Here is a 19767-nt window from a genome sequence, read left to right as displayed (position 1 = left end):
GCGCGCGCGCGTGCGCGGTGCCCGGCCGGCCCGATCCTCCCGACCCCCGAACACCAAGGAGCTCATCATGAACGCAGCGGAATTCGCTGAGGCACTCGCCGAGTACAGCTCGAAGCCAGCCGACGAGATCGAGATGCAGGACGGTCTGAGGGACATCGGCGTCGACTCGGTCAGCATCTTCGAGTTCTCGATGAAGATCGAGGACCGCATCGGAGGGACCGCTGTCGAGCTGACCGAGGACGTCAAGACGGTCCAGGATCTCTTCGAGGCGGTGCAGGACGCCGCAGAGGAGGCGTCGGCCTAGTGCGCTCCGCTCCGCGACCCCCGGAACGCGCGGTGATCACCGGTATGGGCGTCGTGAGCCCGCTCGGTTCCACGCTCGCCGACTTCCAGGAGAGCCTCTTCGCGGGACGGCACGGCATCGTCCCGATCGACCACTTCGACACCCGGGACATGGCCGTCGGGGTCTACGCACCGGTGCGCGGGCTCGACGCCGCAGCCCACTTCGCGCCGCAGGAGCTGCGGCGCCTCGACCCGCACAGCGTCTACGGTCTGGTCGCGGCACGCGAGGCCGTCGCGCACGCGGGACTGTCCGGGGGGATCGACCCCTACCGGCTCGCCGTCAACATGTGCAGCGGTCTGGGCGGCGTCGAGACGGCCCTCCGCGAACACGACGTGCTCCGGCAGAGCGGCCCACGCAAGGTGTCGCCGATGCTGATACCGAAGTGGATCCCGAACATGATCGCCGGGCTGGTCTCGATCGACGTGGGCGCTCGTGGTGGTTCGGTGTCGCACAACGCCGCGTGCGCCTCGAGCGCCGTGAGCATCGGAGAGGGCCTCCGCGCCATCCGCCACGGGTATGCCGACGCGGTCGTCTGCGGGGGCGCCGAAGCCGTCACGCAGCGACTCGTCATGTCCGGATTCCAGTCGCTGCGGGCGCTGAGCACGTCGAGCGACGTCGATCGCGCGAGCATCCCGTTCGACAAGGAGCGCGGCGGCTTCGTCATGGGAGAGGGAGGGGCGGCCGTGGTGCTCGAGCGCGAGTCGCACGCGTTGGCGCGGGGTGCGCGCATCTACGGCGTGGTGAGCGGGTACGGCATCACGAGCGATGCGTCGCACATCACCGCACCGGCGGGAGACGGCGCCGCTATGGCGCGCGCCATCACCGACTCGCTCGCCGAAGCCGATGGCGAGGACGGGCCGGTGGATGACGCGCCCCTGCACGTCAACGCCCACGGCACCGGGACCGTCCTGAACGACCGGATCGAGGCCGCGGTCATCGAACGCGTGCTGGGCGAGCAGACGCTGGTCACGTCGACGAAGTCGATGACCGGCCACATGCTCGGTGCCGCGGGGGTGACGGAGGTGATCGCGAGCGCGCTCGCCCTCGCATCCGGAGCGGTCCCGGCGACGGCCGGGACCGACGAGCTGAGCGAGGAGATGCGGGTCGACGTCGTCCGCGGTTCCGCGCGGCGCGTGGCGATCACCCGTGCCGTGTCGCTCTCGCTCGGGTTCGGCGGCCACAACGTCTCCCTCGTCATCGACCGCGCCGGGAACTGACGCGTTGTCGTGGTCCGATCACGAGCGCTCATCGGGGGATGCCGGCCGCCGGGGGCCCCTCCCGGCGATCGGCGTGGCGACGCCGTGCGACCTCGTCCTCGCGCGACCCGACGACCTCACTGACGCGACGTTCCAGCGGCTGCGCGCCGGACTGCCTCCCGAGCGTCGCGAGATGTGCGACGCGCATCACCGCGAGGACGACCGGCGTGCGAGCGCGCTGGCCTTCGCGCTGCTGCAGCGGATGTGGGAGGAGCGGAACGGGACGTCCGCGATGCCCGCCGTCGAGCGCGGCCGGTACGGCAAGCCCCGCCTGCCGGGTGCCGCCGGTTTCGAGTTCAACCTCTCCCATGACAGGCAGGCGTGCGTCTGCGCGGTCGCGTCCGGGCCCGTCGGCGTCGACGTGCAATCGCGTGTCCCCTTCGACGGCGCGCTGTTCGAGCGCATCGCGGCGGAGGGGGAGCGCGCGCTGGGTGAGCGGCTGAGGCGTCTCGACGATCTCGCGTGGCTGTGGAGCCGCAAGGAGGCGGTCGTCAAGCGATGCGGGCGGGGATTGACCGCGCCGCTGCGGTCGATCGACACCCTCGCCGAGTCCGATCTCGTGTCCTTCGGGGTGGAGGGGGTGGACGCGGTGATCAGCGTGAGCGTCGGCGACGCGTCGGACCGCGGGCTCCTCCGTGACCTGCGGGTGCGTCTGCTCGAGCCCGTACTCGGGACGGACGGCGATCCGGCACCTCTCCTGTGGCGCCAGACCGCTCTCGTCCCGGTGCCGACGCCGGTCTGAGGTGCGGCCGCGGGTCCTCGGCCACCCCGCTCGCGCCGGCCGGCGCCCGGGCCCCGCGCATCGTCGCGGGGGACGACGACGGACGCGATGCCGTCCTCCTGCCCGGCATCGTCCCGATCCCGGTCAGCGCACCATCCGCACCGTGACCATCTCCGCGCCCTGGTACGTCTGCCGCTCCACCCCGCCGTCCCGTACGAACCCGTTCCTCCGGTAGAACGCCGCCGCGCGCGGGTTGTCGTCGGCGGCCCAGAGGTAGGCGGGGGAGTCGCCGACGGCCGCGTCGAACAGGGCCTGGCCGGCGCCGGTGCCGTGGGCGGCGGAGACCATGTTGATCGCGTGGAGCTGGAAGGGGCGGGGCGGATCCTCGTCGCGCGCCGGTCCGGCGAGGGCGAAGCCGACGATGCGGTCGCCGTCGAGGGCGACGAAGACCGGAGCCCCGGTGGAGCCGCCCAGCGAGCCCCGCCACTGCTCGGCCCTCGCTGTGACGTCGAGCCCCTCGAGGTACGCGGCCGGGAGCAGGTGCGCGTACGTCTCCTGCCAGGCGCGGATGTGGACCTCGGCGATCCCGTCGGCGTCGGCGGGCACGGCGGGGCGGACGGTCACGGGCGCGGTCATGCGGCCACGATACGGGCGCGTGACCGCGATGGTCGCGTCGCCGCCGTCACACGGCCCGCAGCACCCGCTTCGGCGGATCGAAGGGGTTGTCCGCGCCCTCGCGTGCGCCGAGGAGCTTCATGACCTCCGGGCGCGTGAGCTCCGACTCGTGGAGCCGGCGGCCGATGGACGGCGCGAGCCGCGGGATCTCCGGCGGGAGCTCGTCGCTGCCCGGCTCGCGGGTCTTCCATCCGCGGCTGCTGAGCTGCCGGTAGAAGCGGGTCCGCTCCTCGGGGCTCGTGCGTCCGAGTCGATGAGCGCGTTCGACGACCGCCTGCATCGACACGCCCCACTCGGCCTTGAGATCGGCGAGCTTGCCCAGCGTCAGGTTCGTCAGCTCCGGTCGGATCATCGTCTCCGGCATCAGGAACTCCGCCGCGAACTCGTCAGCCTGCGCCTCCGCGTCGGGATCGACGTGCGACGCGTGCATCACGAGGTGCCCGAGCTCGTGCGCGAGCGTGAGCCGACGACGATCCGTCGGGGCCGCCGAGTTGAGGATGATGACGGCGTGGTCGCCGGCCCACTGGGACATGCCGTCGATGCGGTGCGTGCCGAGGTCCTCGTCCAGCACGATGACGCCGGCCGACTCGATCCACCGCGTCAGGTCCCGGACGGGGCCGAGGGGCATGCGCCATGCTGCACGCAGCATCGCGGCGGCCTCATACGGTGAGCGATCATCGGGGTCGACGTGGATGACGTGGTTCTGCGGCCGCAGCGGGACCCGCTCGAGCAGGTAGGTCGTCTGCATGCGCGCCGCGTTCAACCGCGCCTCGACGCGCTTCCAGTCCGACGGCTTCGCGGTCTTCTGCCGGCGCATGTGGGCGTCGGCGGCGATGGCGCCGTGCATGCGGAACTCGTGGCGCAGGAACTCCGCCGTCACCCCGAGGGCGGCGCTGAGCCTCTCCGTCATCGCGTGGTCGGGATCCCGCAGGCCGTTCTCGTACCGTGAGAGCGCGGCCTGCGTGATCCCGAGGTCGCTCGCGAGCTCCTCCTGGGTGATCCCCGCCGCACGCCGGAGGACGAGGAGCACGTCGCCGACGTCGCGGCTCACGATGCGGTCCCGTCCGCGGCGGTGTCGTCGTCGAGGACGCTGCGCAGGTCGAGCTCCGGCATCTCGGGGGAGACCGGCTCCCAGGCGAAGCCGCGAGACGATGCGGCCTCGCGTCGGAGACGGACCGCCCAGACGGGGGAGTCCGTGCCGTCGCGGTAGGACAGCACCGCGTCGCCCACGGACCGCATCTCGGCGTCCCAGTAGTAGCCGAGGGCGAGGGGCACGGACTCCAGGCCCTCGAGCGTCAGGGTCGTGCCGCCCCAGAACGCCCGCGAGGCCTCGGTGGGGTAGGCGGAGATCCGGTCGTCGAGATGATGGCGCTTGATGCGGAGGAGGTACATGGTCCCGCTGCGGAGCTCGCGGACGGGCTCGCGGTCACGGATGGTGATCCCCTCCATCCCGTCGACCTCGCGGATCAGCCGCGCCCAGATGCGCTCGTGGAGGAAGTCCGCCGTGAAGCGTGCGGTGAAGCCGGGGAACCAGCCGGGCTGCCAGGCCCGGAACTCGGCGAAGTCATCTCGAGCGCCGTCGACCGCGGCGATGAAGGACTGCACGAACGGGTCGCCGAGATCCGCGAGCACACGATCGCGATCGGGGACAGAGGCGGGGTTCATGCCGGAAAATATACCACCGCCTCGATCTGGAGTGCGGCCGTGCGCCCGCGCGCGCGGACCCTATCGCGGCCCGGATCCGGCTTGCGGCCGGGGGAGGGCCCCTCGCTAGGGTGGTCGCGCAACCCGGTGTGGTCCGTGAGACCCCGGGTGTCGACCGAAGCCTCATTCCCCTCCCAGCGAAGGACGCGATGAGTACTCGCCCACCCATGCCCGCTTCCGCCCCCGACAGCTCAGCCCCCGTCGGCACGGCCCCCGTCGTCGACGGCGCACCGCCCGGCCGCCCCCGCCTCAACCGGCCCGTGTTCCTCGGGTCCGCCCTCGGCATCATCGCCATCGTCGCCTGGGCCTCCCTCGCCCCGACCGCCGCGGCCGACGCGATCGGCGCGGCCGTCGCGTGGGTGTCCGAGACCTTCGGCTGGTACTACATCGCCGTCGTCACGCTGGTGGTCGGCTTCGTGGTCGTCGTCGCGGCCTCCCGGGCCGGCCGCACCCGCCTCGGGCCCGACGACTCCCGGCCCGCGTTCAACTACTTCACCTGGTCGGCCATGCTGTTCGCCGCGGGGATCGGCATCGACCTGATGTTCTTCTCCGTCTCGGAGCCCGTCACCCAGTACCTCGCCCCGCCGACCGGCGACGGGTCCACCGTCGAGGCCGCTCGGCAGGCCATGGTGCTCACGCTCTTCCACTACGGGCTCACCGGGTGGGCGCTCTACGCGCTCATGGGCATGGCGTTCGGCTACTTCGCCTACCGCCACAACCTGCCGCTGAGCATCCGCTCGGCCCTGCACCCCATCTTCGGAAAGCGCATCCACGGCTGGATCGGCCACCTCGTCGACATCGCCGCCGTCCTCGGCACGATCTTCGGCATCGCGACCACGCTCGGCATCGGCGTGGCCCAGCTGAACTTCGGCTTGGACTTCATGTTCGGGATCCCCGAGGACCTGGCCGTGCAGGCGGGCCTCATCGCCCTGTCGGTGATCATGGCGGCCGTCTCGGTGCTCACGGGGGTGGAGAAGGGGATCCGGCGCCTGTCGGAGCTCAACGTGCTCTGCTCCATCGCGCTCATGCTCTTCGTGCTCTTCGCCGGCCGCACGAGCTTCCTCATGGACGCCATCGTGCAGAACGTCGGCGACGTGCTCAGCCGCTTCCCCTCGATGACCCTCGAGACCTTCGCCTACGACCGCCCCGACGCCTGGCTCAGCAGCTGGACCCTGTTCTTCTGGGCCTGGTGGATCGCGTGGGCGCCGTTCGTGGGCCTGTTCCTCGCCCGCATCTCCCGCGGCCGCACCATCCGCGAGTTCGTCATCGGCACGATGGTGGTGCCGTTCGCGTTCATCCTGCTGTGGATCTCGATCTTCGGGAACAGCGCGCTCGACCTCGTCATGGGCGGCGACAGCGCGTTCGGCGACGTCGCGATGAACACCCCGGAGCGCGCGTTCTACTCGCTGCTCGCCGAGTACCCGGGCGTGCCGCTCACGGCCGCGGTCGCGACCTTCACGGGACTCCTCTTCTACGTGACCTCCGCCGACTCCGGCGCGCTCGTGATGGCGAACCTCACCTCGCACCTGCCCGACGCCGACACCGACGGACCCAAGTGGCTGCGCCTGTTCTGGGCCGTCGCCACCGGCGCTCTCACGCTCGTGATGCTCGCGGTGGGCGGCGTGCCGACCCTGCAGAGCGCGACCGTGGTGATGGGCCTGCCGTTCTCGGTGGTGCTGCTGCTCATCATGCTCGGGCTCTACAAGGCCCTGAAGGTGGAGGGATCCCTCGCCCAGAGCTACCGGTCGAGCCTCCCTGGCCTCCTCTCCGGCCGATCCGGCGACGGCGGCCACGGACGCAGCTGGCGCCAGCGGCTCGCCCGCTCCATGACCTACCCCGACCGCGATCGCGCCCAGCGCTTCACCGAGGAGGTGGCGCTGCCCGCGCTCACCGAGGTGCACGACGAGCTCATCGTGCAGGGCGCGACCGTGCGCCTCGTCGAGGGCGAGCACTCCGAGCACGGGATCCGCGAGCTCGACCTCGAGGTGTCGATGGGCGAGGAGCGCGACTTCCGGTACGCCATCCGGCCGGTCCGCTACGAGACGCCCACGTACGCGCCGCACGCGGCCGCCGGATCCGAGGAGCACTACTTCCGCATGGAGGTGTTCTCGCTGGAGGGCAGCCGCGGCTACGACGTGCTCGACTACACGCGCGAGCAGGTGATCGCCGACGTGCTCGACCACTACGAGACCCACCTCGAGTTCCTCCACCTCAACCGCGACGACCCGGGCAACACCGTCGTCGTCGCCCACGATCAGCCCGAGAGGACCGCATGACCACGCATCAGCACACGACCGAGGCACCCGCCTCCCTCTTCATCGACGGCGGCTGGCAGCCTGCCGCGGACGGCGCGACGCGCGAGATCCGCTGCCCCGCGGACGGATCCCTCGTCGGGCACGTCTCCGAGGCCGGCACCGCCGACGTCGAGCGCGCGATCGCGAGCGCCCGCGCCGCGTTCGACGGCGGCGCCTGGTCGCGCACGCCCGCGCCCGAGCGCGGCGACCTCCTCCTCCGCGTGGCCGACGGCCTGGTCGAGCGGAAGGCGGAGTTCGCCCGCGCCGAGACGCTCGACACCGGCAAGCGCCTGGTGGAGAGCGAGATCGACATGGACGACATCGCCGCCTGCTTCCGGTACTTCGGGAAGCTCGCCGGCCAGGACGCCGGGCGCGTCGTCGACGCCGGCGACCCCGACGTGGTGAGCCGCATCGTCCACGAGCCCGTCGGCGTGTGCGGCCTCATCGCGCCGTGGAACTACCCGCTGCTGCAGGCCGCGTGGAAGATCGCGCCGGCGCTCGCCGCGGGCAACGCGTTCGTCCTGAAGCCCAGCGAGCTGACGCCGCACACCTCGATCCTCTTGATGCGGCTGCTCGCCGACGTGGGGCTCCCCGCGGGCGTCGCCAACCTCGTGCTCGGCGCGGGCGCCGTCGCGGGCGCGCCGCTGTCGAGCCACCCCGACGTCGACATGGTCTCGTTCACGGGCGGCCTCGCCACGGGCCGCACCATCGCGGCGGCCGCGGCGGCGACCGTGAAGAAGGTCGCGCTCGAGCTCGGCGGCAAGAACCCCAACGTGGTGTTCGCCGACGCCGACTTCGACGCCGCCGTCGACAACGCCCTCAACGCCGCCTTCGTGCACTCCGGCCAGGTCTGCTCGGCGGGCGCGCGGCTCGTGGTGGAGGAGTCCGTCGCGGAGCGCTTCGTCGACGAGCTCGTGCGCCGGGCCGAGGGGATCCGCCTCGGCGGCCCGTTCGACCCGGACGCGGAGACCGGCCCGCTCATCTCGGCCGCGCACCGCGACAAGGTGCATGCGTACGTCGAGAAGGGCGTCGCCGAGGGCGCGCGCCTCCGCACGGGCGGCGCGTTCGGCACGGGCGACCTCGCGGCCGGCTACTACTACCTGCCCACCGTCCTCGACCGGGTCGAGCGCGGCATGTCCGTGGTGGTCGACGAGGCCTTCGGCCCGGTGGTCACGGTCGAGAAGTTCCGCACGGAGGAGGAGGCGGTCGCCATCGCGAACGACACCGACTACGGGCTCGCGGGCGCCGTGTGGAGCCAGGACGCCGGGAAGGCGCAGCGCGTCGCGCAGGCGCTCCGCCACGGCACCATCTGGATCAACGACTTCCACCCCTACCTGCCGCAGGCGGAGTGGGGCGGCTTCGGCCAGTCCGGCGTCGGCCGCGAGCTCGGCCCGACCGGCCTCGCCGAGTACCAGGAGGCCAAGCACATCTACCAGAACACGCGTCCGCAGGTGACCGGATGGTTCAGGGCGAGATGAGCGACAGCAGGGGAGACGACATGACCGGCACCGAGTACGACTACGTGGTCGTCGGCGGGGGATCCGCGGGCGCGGCCGTCGCCGCCCGCCTCAGCGAGGACCCCGACGTGCAGGTGGCCCTCATCGAGGCCGGCCCGCACGACAAGGACCTCGACGTGGTCCTCCGCCTCGACCGGTGGATGGAGCTGCTCGAGTCCGGCTACGACTGGGACTACCCGATCGAGCCGCAGGAGAACGGCAACTCGTCCATGCGGCACGCGCGCGCCAAGGTGCTGGGCGGCTGCTCGAGCCACAACTCGTGCATCGCGTTCTGGGCGCCGCGGGAGGACCTCGACGGCTGGGCGCACGAGCACGGCGCCACCGGCTGGGACGCCGACAGCACCTACCCGCTGTACCAGCGGCTCGAGACGAACGAGGATCCGGAGCCCCACCACGGCCACGACGGCCCGGTGCACCTCATGAACGTGCCGCCCCGCGACCCGTCCGGCGTCGCGCTCCTCGACGCGTGCGAGCAGGCGGGCATCCCGCGCACGCGCTTCAACACCGGCGAGACCGTGCGGAACGGCGCCGGGTTCTTCCAGATCAACCGCCAGGCGGACGGCACGCGCGCATCCTCGTCGGTCTCGTACCTGCATCCGCTCGCCGACCGCGCGAACCTCACGGTGCTGACCGACCTCAAGGCGCGCGCCCTCGAGTTCGACGACGACGACCGCTGCACGGGCGTGCAGGTCGTCGACAACGCGTTCGCGAGGACGCGCACCATCCGGGCCCGCCGCGAGGTGATCCTCTCGGCCGGCGCCATCGACTCGCCCAAGCTGCTGATGCTCTCGGGCATCGGACCGGCGGCGCACCTCGAGGAGCTCGGCATCCCCGTGCGCGTCGACTCGCCCGGCGTGGGCGAGCACCTGCAGGACCACCCCGAGGGCGTGATCCAGTGGGAGGCCAAGAAGCCCATGCCGACGGAGAGCACCCAGTGGTGGGAGATCGGGATCTTCGCGACCACCGAGGCGGGCCTCGACCGGCCGGACCTCATGTTCCACTACGGCTCGGTGCCGTTCGACATGCACACGGTGCGCCAGGGCTACCCGACGACGGAGAACGGCTTCTGCCTCACGCCGAACGTCACGCACGCGCGCTCGCGCGGCACGGTCCGCCTCCGCAGCCGCGACCACCGCGACAAGCCGCTCGTGGATCCGCGCTACCTCACCGACCCGCACGACATGCGCGTGCTCATCGCCGGGATCCGGCTGGCGCGCGAGATCGTGGCGCAGCCCGCGATGGCCGAGTGGGCGGGCCGCGAGCTGTACCCGGGCGTCGAGGCGCAGACCGACGAGGAGCTCGCGGACTACATCTCCCGCACCCACAACACCGTCTACCACCCGGCGGGCACCGTGCGGATGGGCGCGATCGACGACGCGATGTCGCCGCTGGATCCCGAGCTGCGCGTCAAGGGCGTGACGGGCCTCCGGGTCGCCGACGCCTCCGTGATGCCCGAGCTCACGACCGTGAATCCGAACATCACGACGATGATGATCGGCGAGCGCTGCGCGGACCTCGTGAAGAGCGCGCGGTCGGTCGAGGCGGCGCGGCGCTGATCGCGGCCCGGCGCTGACGGCGGTGCGGCGCTGATCGCGGCGCTGATCGCGGCCCGGCGCGCCGCGGATCGGCGCGCGCCGGCCGCGGATCAGCCCGCCGCGGTCACGGCCGGGACGGCCGCCGCCTGGTCGTAGGCCGCGTGCTCGGCCGCCATCCAGAGCGTGCCGACGACGTGGGAGGAGTCCTCGAAGCGGGCGGCGGCGTTCCCGAACTCGGCGCCGTCGGATCCGTCTCCGGCGAAGATCGGCCCGCCGGAGACGCCCTCGTTCATGTCGCAGGCCACGTCGATCCGCTCCGGGTCGAAGGCCTCGAAGACCCCGCGGCAGCGCTGGAGCGTGCGCGCGTCGAAGCGTCCGGCCCCCGGGTAGCCGTAGACCGTGCCGAGCTCGGCGGGATCCTGGTCGAAGAGCACGGGGGACGCACCGACGACGCTCGTGATGTCGGCCCCGTCCTCGTTCGGCGCGGCCACGGCGAAGGCGGTGTCGTCGCCCTGGTCGCTCTCGTCCTGCGCGTAGCCCGCGGCGACGACCGCGCCGCTCAGAGCCCACGTCCCGTACGGATCCTGGCCGTTCGCGTACGCGGGGGCGAAGATCAGGCGCGAGGCGTACTGCCCGCCGCGGAGGACGCAGTGCCCGGCGGTGGCGACCACCGACCGGTTGCCGGAGACGACGACGTTCGCGCTGCACGTCTCGATGGAGCCGCCGAAGATCCCGAACAGCTTGCCGATGTGGGGGACGACGGGGACCTGCTCGGCGGTGGAGATGGGCGCGGGGGAGGCGGCGTCGGATGCGGTGACCGCCGCGTCGTCGTGCGCGGACGGGGCGGCGGCGTCGAGGGCGTCGACGGTGGTGGCCGCGTCCTCGCTCCGGGTGGCCGCGGCCATCCGGGCCGGTGTCCAGAAGGCGAGCGCGTCGGCGCTCTCCGCGGGCGACGCGTGCAGCTCGAGCGGGCGGGCGGAGGTCGCGGGATCCGTGACGGTCCGGTCGCCCGCCCACGCGGCGGGCGCGCCGGCTAGCAGGGCGGCGACGGCGATGGCGGACGCGGCGGTGAGCCCCGCCGTCCGCGTCCGTCGGCGGGGGAGGTGCGGGGACAGGGGCATGGCGGGTCCTCTCGGGACGCAGCGGAGCGGGACGGAGCAGGATCGCGGCGAGCGCCGCGCGCGCTCACGCTAACGAGCGGCCGCGGCGATCGGCCCGTGCACCGCACAGCCGCCGACCGTCGTCAGCCAGCGCGTGGTCAGCCCGCGCGTCGCCGGGCCGCGATCGCCTCCCGCGCCGGGTCCTTCGCCGCGAGCGCCGCCGCGATCGTCAGCACCGCGTACAGCCCGATGTAGGCGCACAGGATCCACGGGGATCCGCCGCCCCACTGCAGGAACAGCACCGCGAGCAGCGGCGTGAGGCCGACGGAGAAGATGCTGCCGACCTGGTAGCCGAGCGAGACGCCGCTGTAGCGGACGCCCGTCGGGAACTGCTCGGCGAACCAGGCGGCCTGGGGGCCGTAGATGGAGTCGTGGAAGACGTTCATGCCGAGCGCGAAGACGAGGGGCAGGAGCAGCAGCGGGCCGGAGTCGAGGAACGCGAAGAACGGCCAGATGAGGATCCCGATGCCGGCGGCGCTCCCGATGGTGAGGCGGCGGCGGCCGACCCGGTCGGAGATCCAGCCCCACAGGGGAGTGGTGAGCACGCTCAGCGCCGAGACGATGAGCACCGACGTGAGCGCGACGCCCGAGTCGCCGCGCTTCTGGGCGAGGTAGGAGAGCGCGTAGACGGTGAGGATCGAGTAGAGCGCGGGCTGCACGAGGCGGAGCCCGGCGGTGATCAGCACGGCGCGCGGGTGCCTCCGCAGCACGACGCCGAGCGGGAAGCGCTCGACCTCCCCGGCGGCCTTGAGGTCGCGGAACTCGGCGGCGTCCTCCACGCGGAGGCGGATCACGAGGCCTACGCCGACGAGCACGGCGCTGAGGAGGAACGGCAGCCGCCAGCCCCAGGCGAGGAACTGCTCCTCGCCGAGGCCGACGCGCGTCGCCGCGAAGACGCCGGTCGCGAGGAGCATGCCGCCCGCGGATCCCATCTGCGTGAACGCCCCGAACAGGCCGCGGCGGTGGGCGGGGGCGTGCTCGACCGAGAGCAGCGCGGATCCGCCCCACTCGGCACCCGCCGCGATGCCCTGCACGAGCCGCAGGAGGACGAGGCCGACGACGCTCGCGAGGCCGATGGTCGCGTAGGTCGGCAGGACGCCGATGAGCGTCGACGCGATCCCCATCAGCACGAGCGAGTAGACGAGCATGCGCTTGCGTCCGATGCGGTCGCCGAGGTGGCCGGCGACGATCCCGCCGATGGGCCGGGCGAGGAATCCGACGCCGTACGCGGCGAACGACGAGAGCAGGCCCACCGCGGGTGTCTGGTTCGGGAAGAACTGGCTGCCGAACACGAGCGCGGACGCCGTGGCGTAGAGGTAGAAGTCGTAGTACTCGACGGTGGTGCCGACGAACGACGCGGTGAGGACGCGGCGTCGGCGGGAGACGTCGGCGGGGGCCTCGGGCGCGGCGGGCGGTGGCGTGGTCGGCGCGGCGGATGCGGTGGGCGGTGCGGTGGTCATGGGATCTCCAGCGGTGCGGCTGCGGTGCAGGGGAGTGGCGCGAGCGGGGATCCGCTCGGGTGCCGCCCACCGTGGCCCGTGATCCCCCGCAGGGGGAAGGCCCGCGGTCACGGCGCGTAACGCACCCGTGTCACGCGACGTCACGCGACGCGCAGCGGGCGGTCGACGGCAGGAGCCGTCGACCGCCCGCGGGACTGCCGGTGGTCGCTGCTCAGCGCGCGGCGGCCGCCGTCAGCTCGTACGCGGACTGCGCGGCCTCGCGCCAGACCGGCCCGATGTTGTGCGTCCCGTCGTTGGAGCGCTCGGCGACGTTGCCGAACTGCGTGCCGTCGGATCCGTCGCCCAGGAGGATCGGGCCGCCGGAGACGCCGCCGGTCATGTCGCACGCGAGGTCGACCTGCATGGCGGTGTACGCGTCGCCCGTGCCGGCGCAGCGCTGCAGCTCGCTGCCGTCGAAGCGGCCCTCGCCGGGGTAGCCGTACATCGCCACCTGCTGGGCGGCCTGGGCATCGAAGCGCACGGGCGACGCTCCGGTGAGGCTCTGGATGTCGGCGCCGTCGTCGTCGCGCCCGACGGTGAGGAAGCCGGTGTCCTCGGCCTGGTCCTGGTCGTTCCGCTGGTACCACCCGGTCGTGACGTTGCCGCCCGTGACGGGCCAGACGCCGTATGCGGACTCGCCGTCCTGGTACCCCGGAGAGAAGACCATGTCGCTCGAGAACTCCTGCTGCTCCGTGACGCAGTGCCCCGCGGTCGCGATCGTCGACCGGTTCGCGGACTCGACGACGTTCGCGCTGCAGAAGTAGGAGCGGCCGTCGCGCTCGAAGAAGAAGCGGCCGATGTGCGGCACCGGCGCGATCGGCTGGGCGACAGAGGTGGTGGACGCGGCCGAGGCGGCGAGCGGGTCGCCGGTCGCCGGGGCGGATCCATCGGCACCGTCCGCGTCGATGGCCGCGGCCCGGCGCTCGGGCGTCCAGTGCGCGACGGCGGCCATGGCTTCGGCGCTCGTGACCGGGACGCTCACGAGCGGCGTGTTCGCGCCGACGGCGAGCGCGACGGTGCCGGATGCGGACGCGGATGCGGACACGGCCACCGGCGCGGAGGGCTCGTCGGCGGAGGCGGCGGAGGCGACTCCGAGGAGAGCGGTCGTGAGGCCGAGGGCGGCGACGGCGGCGAGGGGCCGACGCGCGGAGGGGGCGGGACGAGAGGGCACGGGGGTCCTTCGGACGGGGCCACGGCGTGGCCGGGACGGAGCCGACGGGCGTCGGAGCCGGTGTGACGTCGATGCGCGGGACGACGGATGAGGACCGGGCCGGCCGCCCGGCGCCTGCCGACCGCGGCCCGCGACGACCGTAGCGACGGGGGATCGGCCGGCGCGCCGCTCCTGCACAGCGCGCCCGCGGCTCGCATGTGACGGCCCGCTACGCCCGCCGGACCCGCATTTCCCCACCCGTGCGACGCTGGGGGTCCGACGAGAGGATCCGCATGCCCGACGCCCGGCCCCCGCTCCGCTTCGCCGCCTTCGTGATGAACACGGCCAGCCACATCCAGCACGGCCTGTGGCGGCACCCGTCCGCCAGGCAGCACGAGTTCGACGACGTCGAGCTGTGGGTGGACCTCGCGAAGACCCTCGAGCGCGGCCGCTTCGACGCCATGTTCTTCGCGGACGTGGTCGGCCTCTACGGTCCCGGCGACGGCGCCTACGACGTCAACGCACGCGAGGGCCTGCAGTTCCCGAGCAACGACCCGTCCGTGCTGATCTCCGCGCTCGCCGTGAGCACCGAGCACCTCGGCTTCGCGTTCACGAGCTCGGTGCTCCAGGCGCACCCGTTCGACTTCGCGCGCAAGGTGTCGACGCTCGACCACATCACGAAGGGGCGCATCGCCTGGAACGTCGTCACGAGCGCGCTCGACGGCGCCGCCCGCAACTTCGGTCACGACGGCCTCGAGGACCACGACGCCCGCTACGCCTGGGCCGACGAGTACCTCGACGTGGTCTACAAGCTGTGGGAGGGATCGTGGGACGACGACGCGCTGCAGCGCGACAAGGAGCGCGGGGTGTTCTCGGACGCGTCGAGGATCCACCGCATCGACCACGAGGGCCCGCGCTACAAGGTGGCAGGTCCCCACCTGTCGTCGCCGTCGCCGCAGCGCACGCCCGTGCTCTTCCAGGCCGGATCCTCGCCCGTCGGCCGCCGCTTCGCCGCCCGGAACGCGGAGGCGCAGTTCATCCTGTCGTCGACGCCCGAGAAGACCCGCGCCCTCATCGCGGACACCCGGGCGCTCGCCGTGGACGCGGGCCGTCGCGCGGACGACCTCTCGTTCTGGCTCGGGCTGTCCTTCATCACGGGCAGCACGGAGGAGGAGGCCAAGCGCAACGAGGCCGAGATCGACGAGTACCTGAGCGCCGACGGCTTCCTCCTGCACTCCAACCTCGGCTTCGACCCGAAGACGGGCGAGCAGCTGGATCCCGCGACGCCGCTCTCCGAGGTCGAGACGCAGGCCGGGCAGAGCCACCTCAACTGGCTGCGCGAGGCGTCGCGCGACCGGGAGTCGACCATCGCCGACCTAGCGCGGCTCTCCGCGAAGCTCCGCGGCCGCGTCGTGGGCACGCCCGAGCAGATCGCCGACGTGCTCGCGGGCTGGCAGGAGGCGGGCGTCGACGGGATCAACGTCATCAACTGGACCCTCCCCGGCAGCTACGAGGACTTCGTCGACCACGTCACGCCCGTGCTCCAGGAGCGCGGCCTGCAGCAGCGCGAGTACGAGCCCGGCACTCTGCGGCACAAGCTGACCGGGCGCGACCGGCTGCCGGAGTCGCACCCGGCGGCGGCGTACCGGGGAGCGTTCTCGTGACGCTCACGGCGACCGCGACGGGCGCCTCCACCGCCGACCTGCGGGCGGAGTTCCTCCCGCTGTTCGCGCGGATCCGCGACGGCGCCGTCGCCCGCGAGCGCGACCGGCAGCTCGCGTTCGACGCCGTCGCGCTCCTCCGCGAGGCGCGGTTCGGCGCGATCCGGCTGCCCGTCGCGGACGGCGGGCGCGGCGCATCCCTGGCCCAGCTCGTCGAGCTCGTGATCGACCTCTCGGCCGCCGACGCCAACGTCGGGCACCTGCTCCGCGGCCACTTCGGCTACGTCGAGCTCGTGCTGCGCCGGCCTCCCGGGCCCGCGCGCGAGGAGTGGATCCGTCGCATCGCGTCCGGCGCCCTCGTCGGCAACGCCACGAGCGAGCAGACCGGCAACACGCTCGCCGACATCTCCACGACCCTCCAGGAGCGCGAGGGCCGCTGGATCCTCGACGGCACCAAGTACTACTCCACCGGCACGCTCTACTCCGACTGGATCTACCTCGCCGCGGGTCGCGCGGCTGCCGACGGCGTCGAGCGCGTGACCCTCGCGATCCCCACCGACGCGCCGGGCGTCACCGCGGTCGACGACTGGGACGCCTTCGGCCAGACCCTCACCGCGAGCGGCACCACGACCTTCCAGGGCGTGGAGGTGGATCCGGCGACCGTGACCGCCTACCGCGAGGCACCGCTGAGCCACATCCAGGCCTTCTACCAGCTGTACCTCGTGGCGGTGCTGGCGGGGATCGCGGCCGAGGTCGAGCGCGACGCGGTCGGGTACGTGCAGAGCCGCACGCGCACCTACATCCACGCGAACGCCGCCCTGCCGCAGGACGACCCGCAGGTGCTCGACGTCGTCGGCCGGATCTCCACCGCCGCGTTCACCGTACGCGCCGCAACGCTCGCGACCGCGGCCCGCCTCGACGAGGCCGTCGCGACCGCCCCTCCCGGCGAGGCCCTCGACCGCCCGACGCTCGACGCGGCCGAGAACGCCGTCTACCAGGCGCAGGTGCACGCGGTCGACCAGGTGCCCGCCGCCGCGACCCTGCTGTTCGAGGTCGGGGGAGCGTCCGCCACGTTCCGCGAGCGCGCTCTCGATCGGCACTGGCGGAACGCCCGCGTCGTCGCGAGCCACAACCCGGCGATCTACAAGGCCCGCGCGATCGGGGAGTTCGCGGTCGCGGGTCGCGGCCCCGTCGACGCGTGGGCCGCCTACGAGAAGGTGGGCGCGACGCCCTTCCCGCGCTGACAGGGCCCCGCGCTGACGGGGCCCCGCGCTGACGGGGCCCCGCGCTGACGGGGCCCCGCGCCGGTCCCGCGGGATCCGTGCCGCCCGAGCTGGGGGCGCCCGGCCGGCCGGCCGCCGCCCGCGCCCTCGGTACGGTGGACGGGCGGCCGCGACGCCGCGGGACGAGGGGATCCATGACGACGCACGCGCCCAGCCGGCCGCAGCTGGACACGACGCCGCTGACCGGACGCATCGACCGCGACGACCTCCGGCGGTTCCGCCGCGACTTCGCCGCGCGCTGCCCCGTGCTGGTCTCGCCGCTGTTCGTCCTCGGCCGCATCGCCCTGGGCATCCTCGCCGTGCTCGCGATCCCGCTCGGGGGCACCCTCCTGCTCGCCGGCGGCCTGGGAGCGATCTTCACCGATGACCCCGAGACCCGCGGCGACGCCCTCGGCATGACCGTGTTCGCGATCCCGATGTTCGGCACCGGCGTCTTCTTCGCCTGGCGCCTGATCCGCACCCGCCGCCGCCGCAGCAGGATCCGCTCCCACTACCGCCTCACCCGCTTCGGGCGGGCCAACGGCCTCAGCTACACGCCCGGGCCGGTCTCCGACGGGCACATGGGATCCGCCGCGCGCGGCATGTTCGTCACCCGCGTCATGCGGCCCCGCACCGTGCGTCCCGTCGAGTTCGGCAACCACGAGCTGGACCAGGGGTCGCGGTTCGACGGCATCACGCAGTACGGCGGCTACGCGATGATCGGCCTCCGCCGCGAGCTGCCGCACATCCAGGTCATCTCGAACCGCACGCGGCTCCGCCGTGCCATGACGCCGACCGTCGACGTCGCGCGCTCGCAGCGCCTCGAGCTCGAGGGCGACTTCGACCGGCACGCCGCGCTCTATTGCCCCGACGGCTACGAGCGCGACGCCCTCTACCTCTTCACGCCCGACGTGATGGCGGTGCTGGTCGACCGGGTGCGCGGATTCGACGTGGAGATCCGCGGCGACCGCCTGCTGCTGCGCTCGCCCGCGGACATGGTGACGCTCGACCCCGACCGCTGGCGCGACGTGATCGACGCCACCGCCGCCCTATTGGCCAAGGTCGACCGCTGGGAGCGCTGGCGCGACGACCGGCTGCGGTCGCTCGAGGGCGAGGAGCGTTCCGTGCTCACCGCGTCCGACGAGGCGCTCGCCGTGCCGGAGCCGGGGAGGATCCGGAGACGCACCCGCCGGTCGCGCGGCGTCGCGGCGGCCGGCCGTCGGCTCCGGATGCGGCCGACGCTCGGGCTCCTCCTCCTCATCGCCCTCGTCGCGGTCTTCTTCGGCCTCGGCTTCCTGAGCACGACGCTGCCGTGACGGGGCCGGGTCGCGCGCCCTCGCGGGAGGGCGCGCGACTGCGCCCGGATCAGCCGACGCGGGACTGGGCCGTGCGGTACGCCGCCTCGATGACGCGGTCCCAGATGGGCGCGACCACGAGCGGCTTCTCCTCCAGGCCGCCGGACAGCACGCTGTACTGGCGGGCGCCCGGGCCCGATCCGTCGAACAGCGGGGCGCCCGACGCGCCCTCCTTCATGTCGCAGTCGAGCTCCTGCCCGCTCTGCCCCTCGAGATTCGTGGCGCGCGCGGTGCCGCTGCAGAGGAACGGCGCGTCGCCCGTGAAGCGGCCCGTGGCCGGGTACCCGATGATCGTCGTGTAGTGCGTCGGCTTCTGGTGGAACTCGACGGGGGAGGCGCCGACGGCCTCCGTGAGCGTGCGCCCGTCGGGGCTGCCGACCGTGAGGAACGCGGTGTCGCGGCCCGGATCCAGCGTCTCGCGCCAGCCGGCCGGCAGCGTCACCGAGGTGACCGGCCAGACCGTGTACGGCTCGCCCTTCATGTACCCGGGCACGAACACCATCTTCGACGGGTCCTTCCCGGGGAACGCGCAGTGGCCGGAGGTCGCGACCGTGAGGCCGTTCTCCGACTCGACGGCGTTGCCCGTGCAGCTCATCTCCTTGCCGTCGACGACGTACGCGACGATGCCGATGTGGGAGACGGGGTCCACCTGCTGCGCCACGGGGATCACGGGGCGGGCGCGGCGCTGGTCGCGCGCCGCGGAGGTGGTGAGCTCGTCCGCGGACGGGGTGTCGTCCGGCGACGTCGGGGTGCCGGTCACGCGCGTGAGCTCGGGGGATCCCGCGCCCTCCAGCCGCTCGGGCGTCCAGAAGGCGACGGCGTCGGCCGCGTCGGCGGCGGATCGCGTGACGGTCGAGGGAGCGGGCACGGTGTCGTCGGCGGTGGCGGACGCCGCGGGGGAGACGGCGACGAGGGCGAGGAGGCCCGCGGCCCCGGCGACCACGGCGAGGGCCGGGCGGTGGAGGAGTTTGCGGGCGAGGATCCGTGCGGCGGTACGGGACACGTGGGTCATGGACGGCCTTTCCGTGGGGGAGCGCCCGCGGGACCCGCGGACGAGGCACCGACGGTAGCTCCCGACCGCGCTCCCGCGAGCCGACGCTGAACAGCCGCGCACCGCCGGCGGGTCAGACTGGGGGCATGACCACGCGCCCCGCATCCCGACCGACGCCCGCCGACGATCACGCGGGCGATCGCCGGCTCGCCCCGGACGGCGGGCGCCGCTCGATCCCGCGCACGCTCGCGCGGATCCTGCTCGGCCTCGTGCTGATCATGGCCGGCACCGGCCACCTCACCGTCGCGCGGGAGTCGTTCCAGGCGCAGGTGCCCACGTGGCTGCCGATGGATCCCGACTTCGTGGTGCTCGCGTCGGGCGTAGTCGAGATCCTGCTCGGCCTGTCGCTCGTGCTCCTCGGCCGCTGGCGGGTGTGGGTCGGCCTCGTGGTCGCGGCGTTCTTCGTCGCGATCTTCCCCGGCAACATCTCGCAGCTCGTCACCCGCACGCCCGCGTTCGGCCTCGAGACCGACGCGGCCCGCGCGATCCGCCTCGTGTTCCAGCCGCTCCTCGTGCTCTGGGCGCTGTGGGCGACCGGCGCGTGGTCGGCCTGGCGGAACCGGCGCGCCCGCGGCTAGGGAGGA

The 19767-nt window shown here is 73.2% G+C and carries 17 protein-coding genes; 10 read left to right on the top strand and 7 right to left on the bottom strand.

From position 1 onward, the window contains the following. The first annotated feature begins 67 nt into the window (after window positions 1-67). The 3 genes from JOE38_RS04900 to JOE38_RS04890 all read left to right on the top strand — a co-directional run bounded on the left by JOE38_RS04900 (window position 68) and on the right by JOE38_RS04890 (window position 2341). On the top strand, window positions 68-304 hold the full coding sequence (locus JOE38_RS04900) for a phosphopantetheine-binding protein (protein WP_204575124.1): 237 nt from the start codon (window positions 68-70) through the stop codon (window positions 302-304). Window positions 305-336: 32 nt separating this feature from the next. Next, complete coding sequence (locus JOE38_RS04895) at window positions 337-1560, top strand: beta-ketoacyl-[acyl-carrier-protein] synthase family protein (protein ID WP_307838832.1); 1224 nt, start codon at window positions 337-339, stop codon at window positions 1558-1560. A gap of 172 nt (window positions 1561-1732) precedes the next feature. Then, window positions 1733-2341 (top strand): 4'-phosphopantetheinyl transferase family protein, encoded by a 609-nt coding sequence (locus tag JOE38_RS04890; RefSeq protein WP_204575123.1) that lies wholly within the window; start codon window positions 1733-1735, stop codon window positions 2339-2341. A 123-nt stretch (window positions 2342-2464) separates the two neighbouring features. Here JOE38_RS04890 and JOE38_RS04885 read toward each other — a convergent pair whose 3' ends face one another. From JOE38_RS04885 to JOE38_RS04875, 3 genes are read right to left on the bottom strand one after another with little or no spacing between them, the layout of a single operon-like run. After that, complete coding sequence (locus tag JOE38_RS04885; RefSeq protein WP_204575122.1) at window positions 2465-2956, bottom strand: GNAT family N-acetyltransferase; 492 nt, start codon at window positions 2954-2956, stop codon at window positions 2465-2467. Window positions 2957-3002: 46 nt separating this feature from the next. After that, on the bottom strand, window positions 3003-4046 hold the full coding sequence (locus JOE38_RS04880; RefSeq protein WP_204575121.1) for a helix-turn-helix domain-containing protein: 1044 nt from the start codon (window positions 4044-4046) through the stop codon (window positions 3003-3005). Next, entirely contained in the window at window positions 4043-4660 is a 618-nt protein-coding gene (locus JOE38_RS04875; protein WP_204575120.1) for a hypothetical protein, read from the bottom strand. The genes JOE38_RS04880 and JOE38_RS04875 overlap by 4 nt, the downstream gene beginning before the upstream one ends. A 206-nt stretch (window positions 4661-4866) precedes the next feature. Between JOE38_RS04875 and betT the strand changes: the two genes are divergently transcribed. Genes betT through JOE38_RS04860 form a run of 3 tightly spaced genes read left to right on the top strand, consistent with a single transcriptional unit; the run spans window position 4867 to window position 10066 of the window. Then, window positions 4867-6975: a choline BCCT transporter BetT gene (gene betT, locus JOE38_RS04870; RefSeq protein ID WP_239544746.1), complete on the top strand. Its 2109-nt coding sequence runs from the start codon at window positions 4867-4869 to the stop codon at window positions 6973-6975. Then, window positions 6972-8471, top strand: coding sequence for an aldehyde dehydrogenase family protein (locus JOE38_RS04865; RefSeq protein ID WP_204575118.1), 1500 nt, complete (start codon window positions 6972-6974; stop codon window positions 8469-8471). Before betT ends, JOE38_RS04865 begins: the two co-directional genes overlap by 4 nt. A gap of 20 nt (window positions 8472-8491) precedes the next feature. Then, on the top strand, window positions 8492-10066 hold the full coding sequence (locus JOE38_RS04860; RefSeq protein WP_204575117.1) for a GMC family oxidoreductase: 1575 nt from the start codon (window positions 8492-8494) through the stop codon (window positions 10064-10066). 89 nt (window positions 10067-10155) lie between these two features. Here the strand turns inward: JOE38_RS04860 and JOE38_RS04855 are convergent, their stop codons facing one another. The 3 genes from JOE38_RS04855 to JOE38_RS04845 form a co-directional block, all read right to left on the bottom strand. Further along, a complete protein-coding gene (locus JOE38_RS04855; protein ID WP_204575116.1) occupies window positions 10156-11166 on the bottom strand; it encodes a trypsin-like serine peptidase in 1011 nt (336 codons plus the stop codon). 137 nt (window positions 11167-11303) lie between these two features. Further along, on the bottom strand, window positions 11304-12665 hold the full coding sequence (locus JOE38_RS04850; protein ID WP_204575115.1) for an MFS transporter: 1362 nt from the start codon (window positions 12663-12665) through the stop codon (window positions 11304-11306). Window positions 12666-12876: 211 nt separating this feature from the next. Further along, entirely contained in the window at window positions 12877-13875 is a 999-nt protein-coding gene (locus tag JOE38_RS04845) for a trypsin-like serine peptidase (RefSeq protein ID WP_204575114.1), read from the bottom strand. A gap of 272 nt (window positions 13876-14147) precedes the next feature. Here JOE38_RS04845 and JOE38_RS04840 point away from each other — a divergent pair, with 272 nt between their 5' ends. The 3 genes from JOE38_RS04840 to JOE38_RS04830 all read left to right on the top strand — a co-directional run bounded on the left by JOE38_RS04840 (window position 14148) and on the right by JOE38_RS04830 (window position 18093). Then, the gene (locus tag JOE38_RS04840; RefSeq protein ID WP_204575113.1) at window positions 14148-15518 is read left to right on the top strand and encodes an LLM class flavin-dependent oxidoreductase; all 1371 of its coding nucleotides are present in this window, start codon (window positions 14148-14150) and stop codon (window positions 15516-15518) included. Beyond that, the gene (locus tag JOE38_RS04835) at window positions 15515-16759 is read left to right on the top strand and encodes an acyl-CoA dehydrogenase family protein (RefSeq protein ID WP_204575112.1); all 1245 of its coding nucleotides are present in this window, start codon (window positions 15515-15517) and stop codon (window positions 16757-16759) included. Before JOE38_RS04840 ends, JOE38_RS04835 begins: the two co-directional genes overlap by 4 nt. A 173-nt stretch (window positions 16760-16932) precedes the next feature. Beyond that, on the top strand, window positions 16933-18093 hold the full coding sequence (locus JOE38_RS04830; RefSeq protein WP_204575111.1) for a hypothetical protein: 1161 nt from the start codon (window positions 16933-16935) through the stop codon (window positions 18091-18093). A gap of 49 nt (window positions 18094-18142) precedes the next feature. Here JOE38_RS04830 and JOE38_RS04825 read toward each other — a convergent pair whose 3' ends face one another. Further along, entirely contained in the window at window positions 18143-19144 is a 1002-nt protein-coding gene (locus JOE38_RS04825; RefSeq protein ID WP_204575110.1) for a trypsin-like serine peptidase, read from the bottom strand. A gap of 125 nt (window positions 19145-19269) precedes the next feature. On the opposite strand from JOE38_RS04825, the gene JOE38_RS04820 reads away from it, so the two are divergent. Next, entirely contained in the window at window positions 19270-19761 is a 492-nt protein-coding gene (locus tag JOE38_RS04820) for a DoxX family protein (RefSeq protein WP_204575109.1), read from the top strand. Window positions 19762-19767: the final 6 nt, after the last annotated feature.

The organism is Clavibacter michiganensis (assembly GCF_016907085.1).
In the GTDB taxonomy this organism is placed as follows: domain Bacteria; phylum Actinomycetota; class Actinomycetes; order Actinomycetales; family Microbacteriaceae; genus Clavibacter; species Clavibacter michiganensis_O.
Note: the sequence above shows the minus strand (reverse complement) of the source record. Positions and strands in the feature narration are given on the sequence as shown.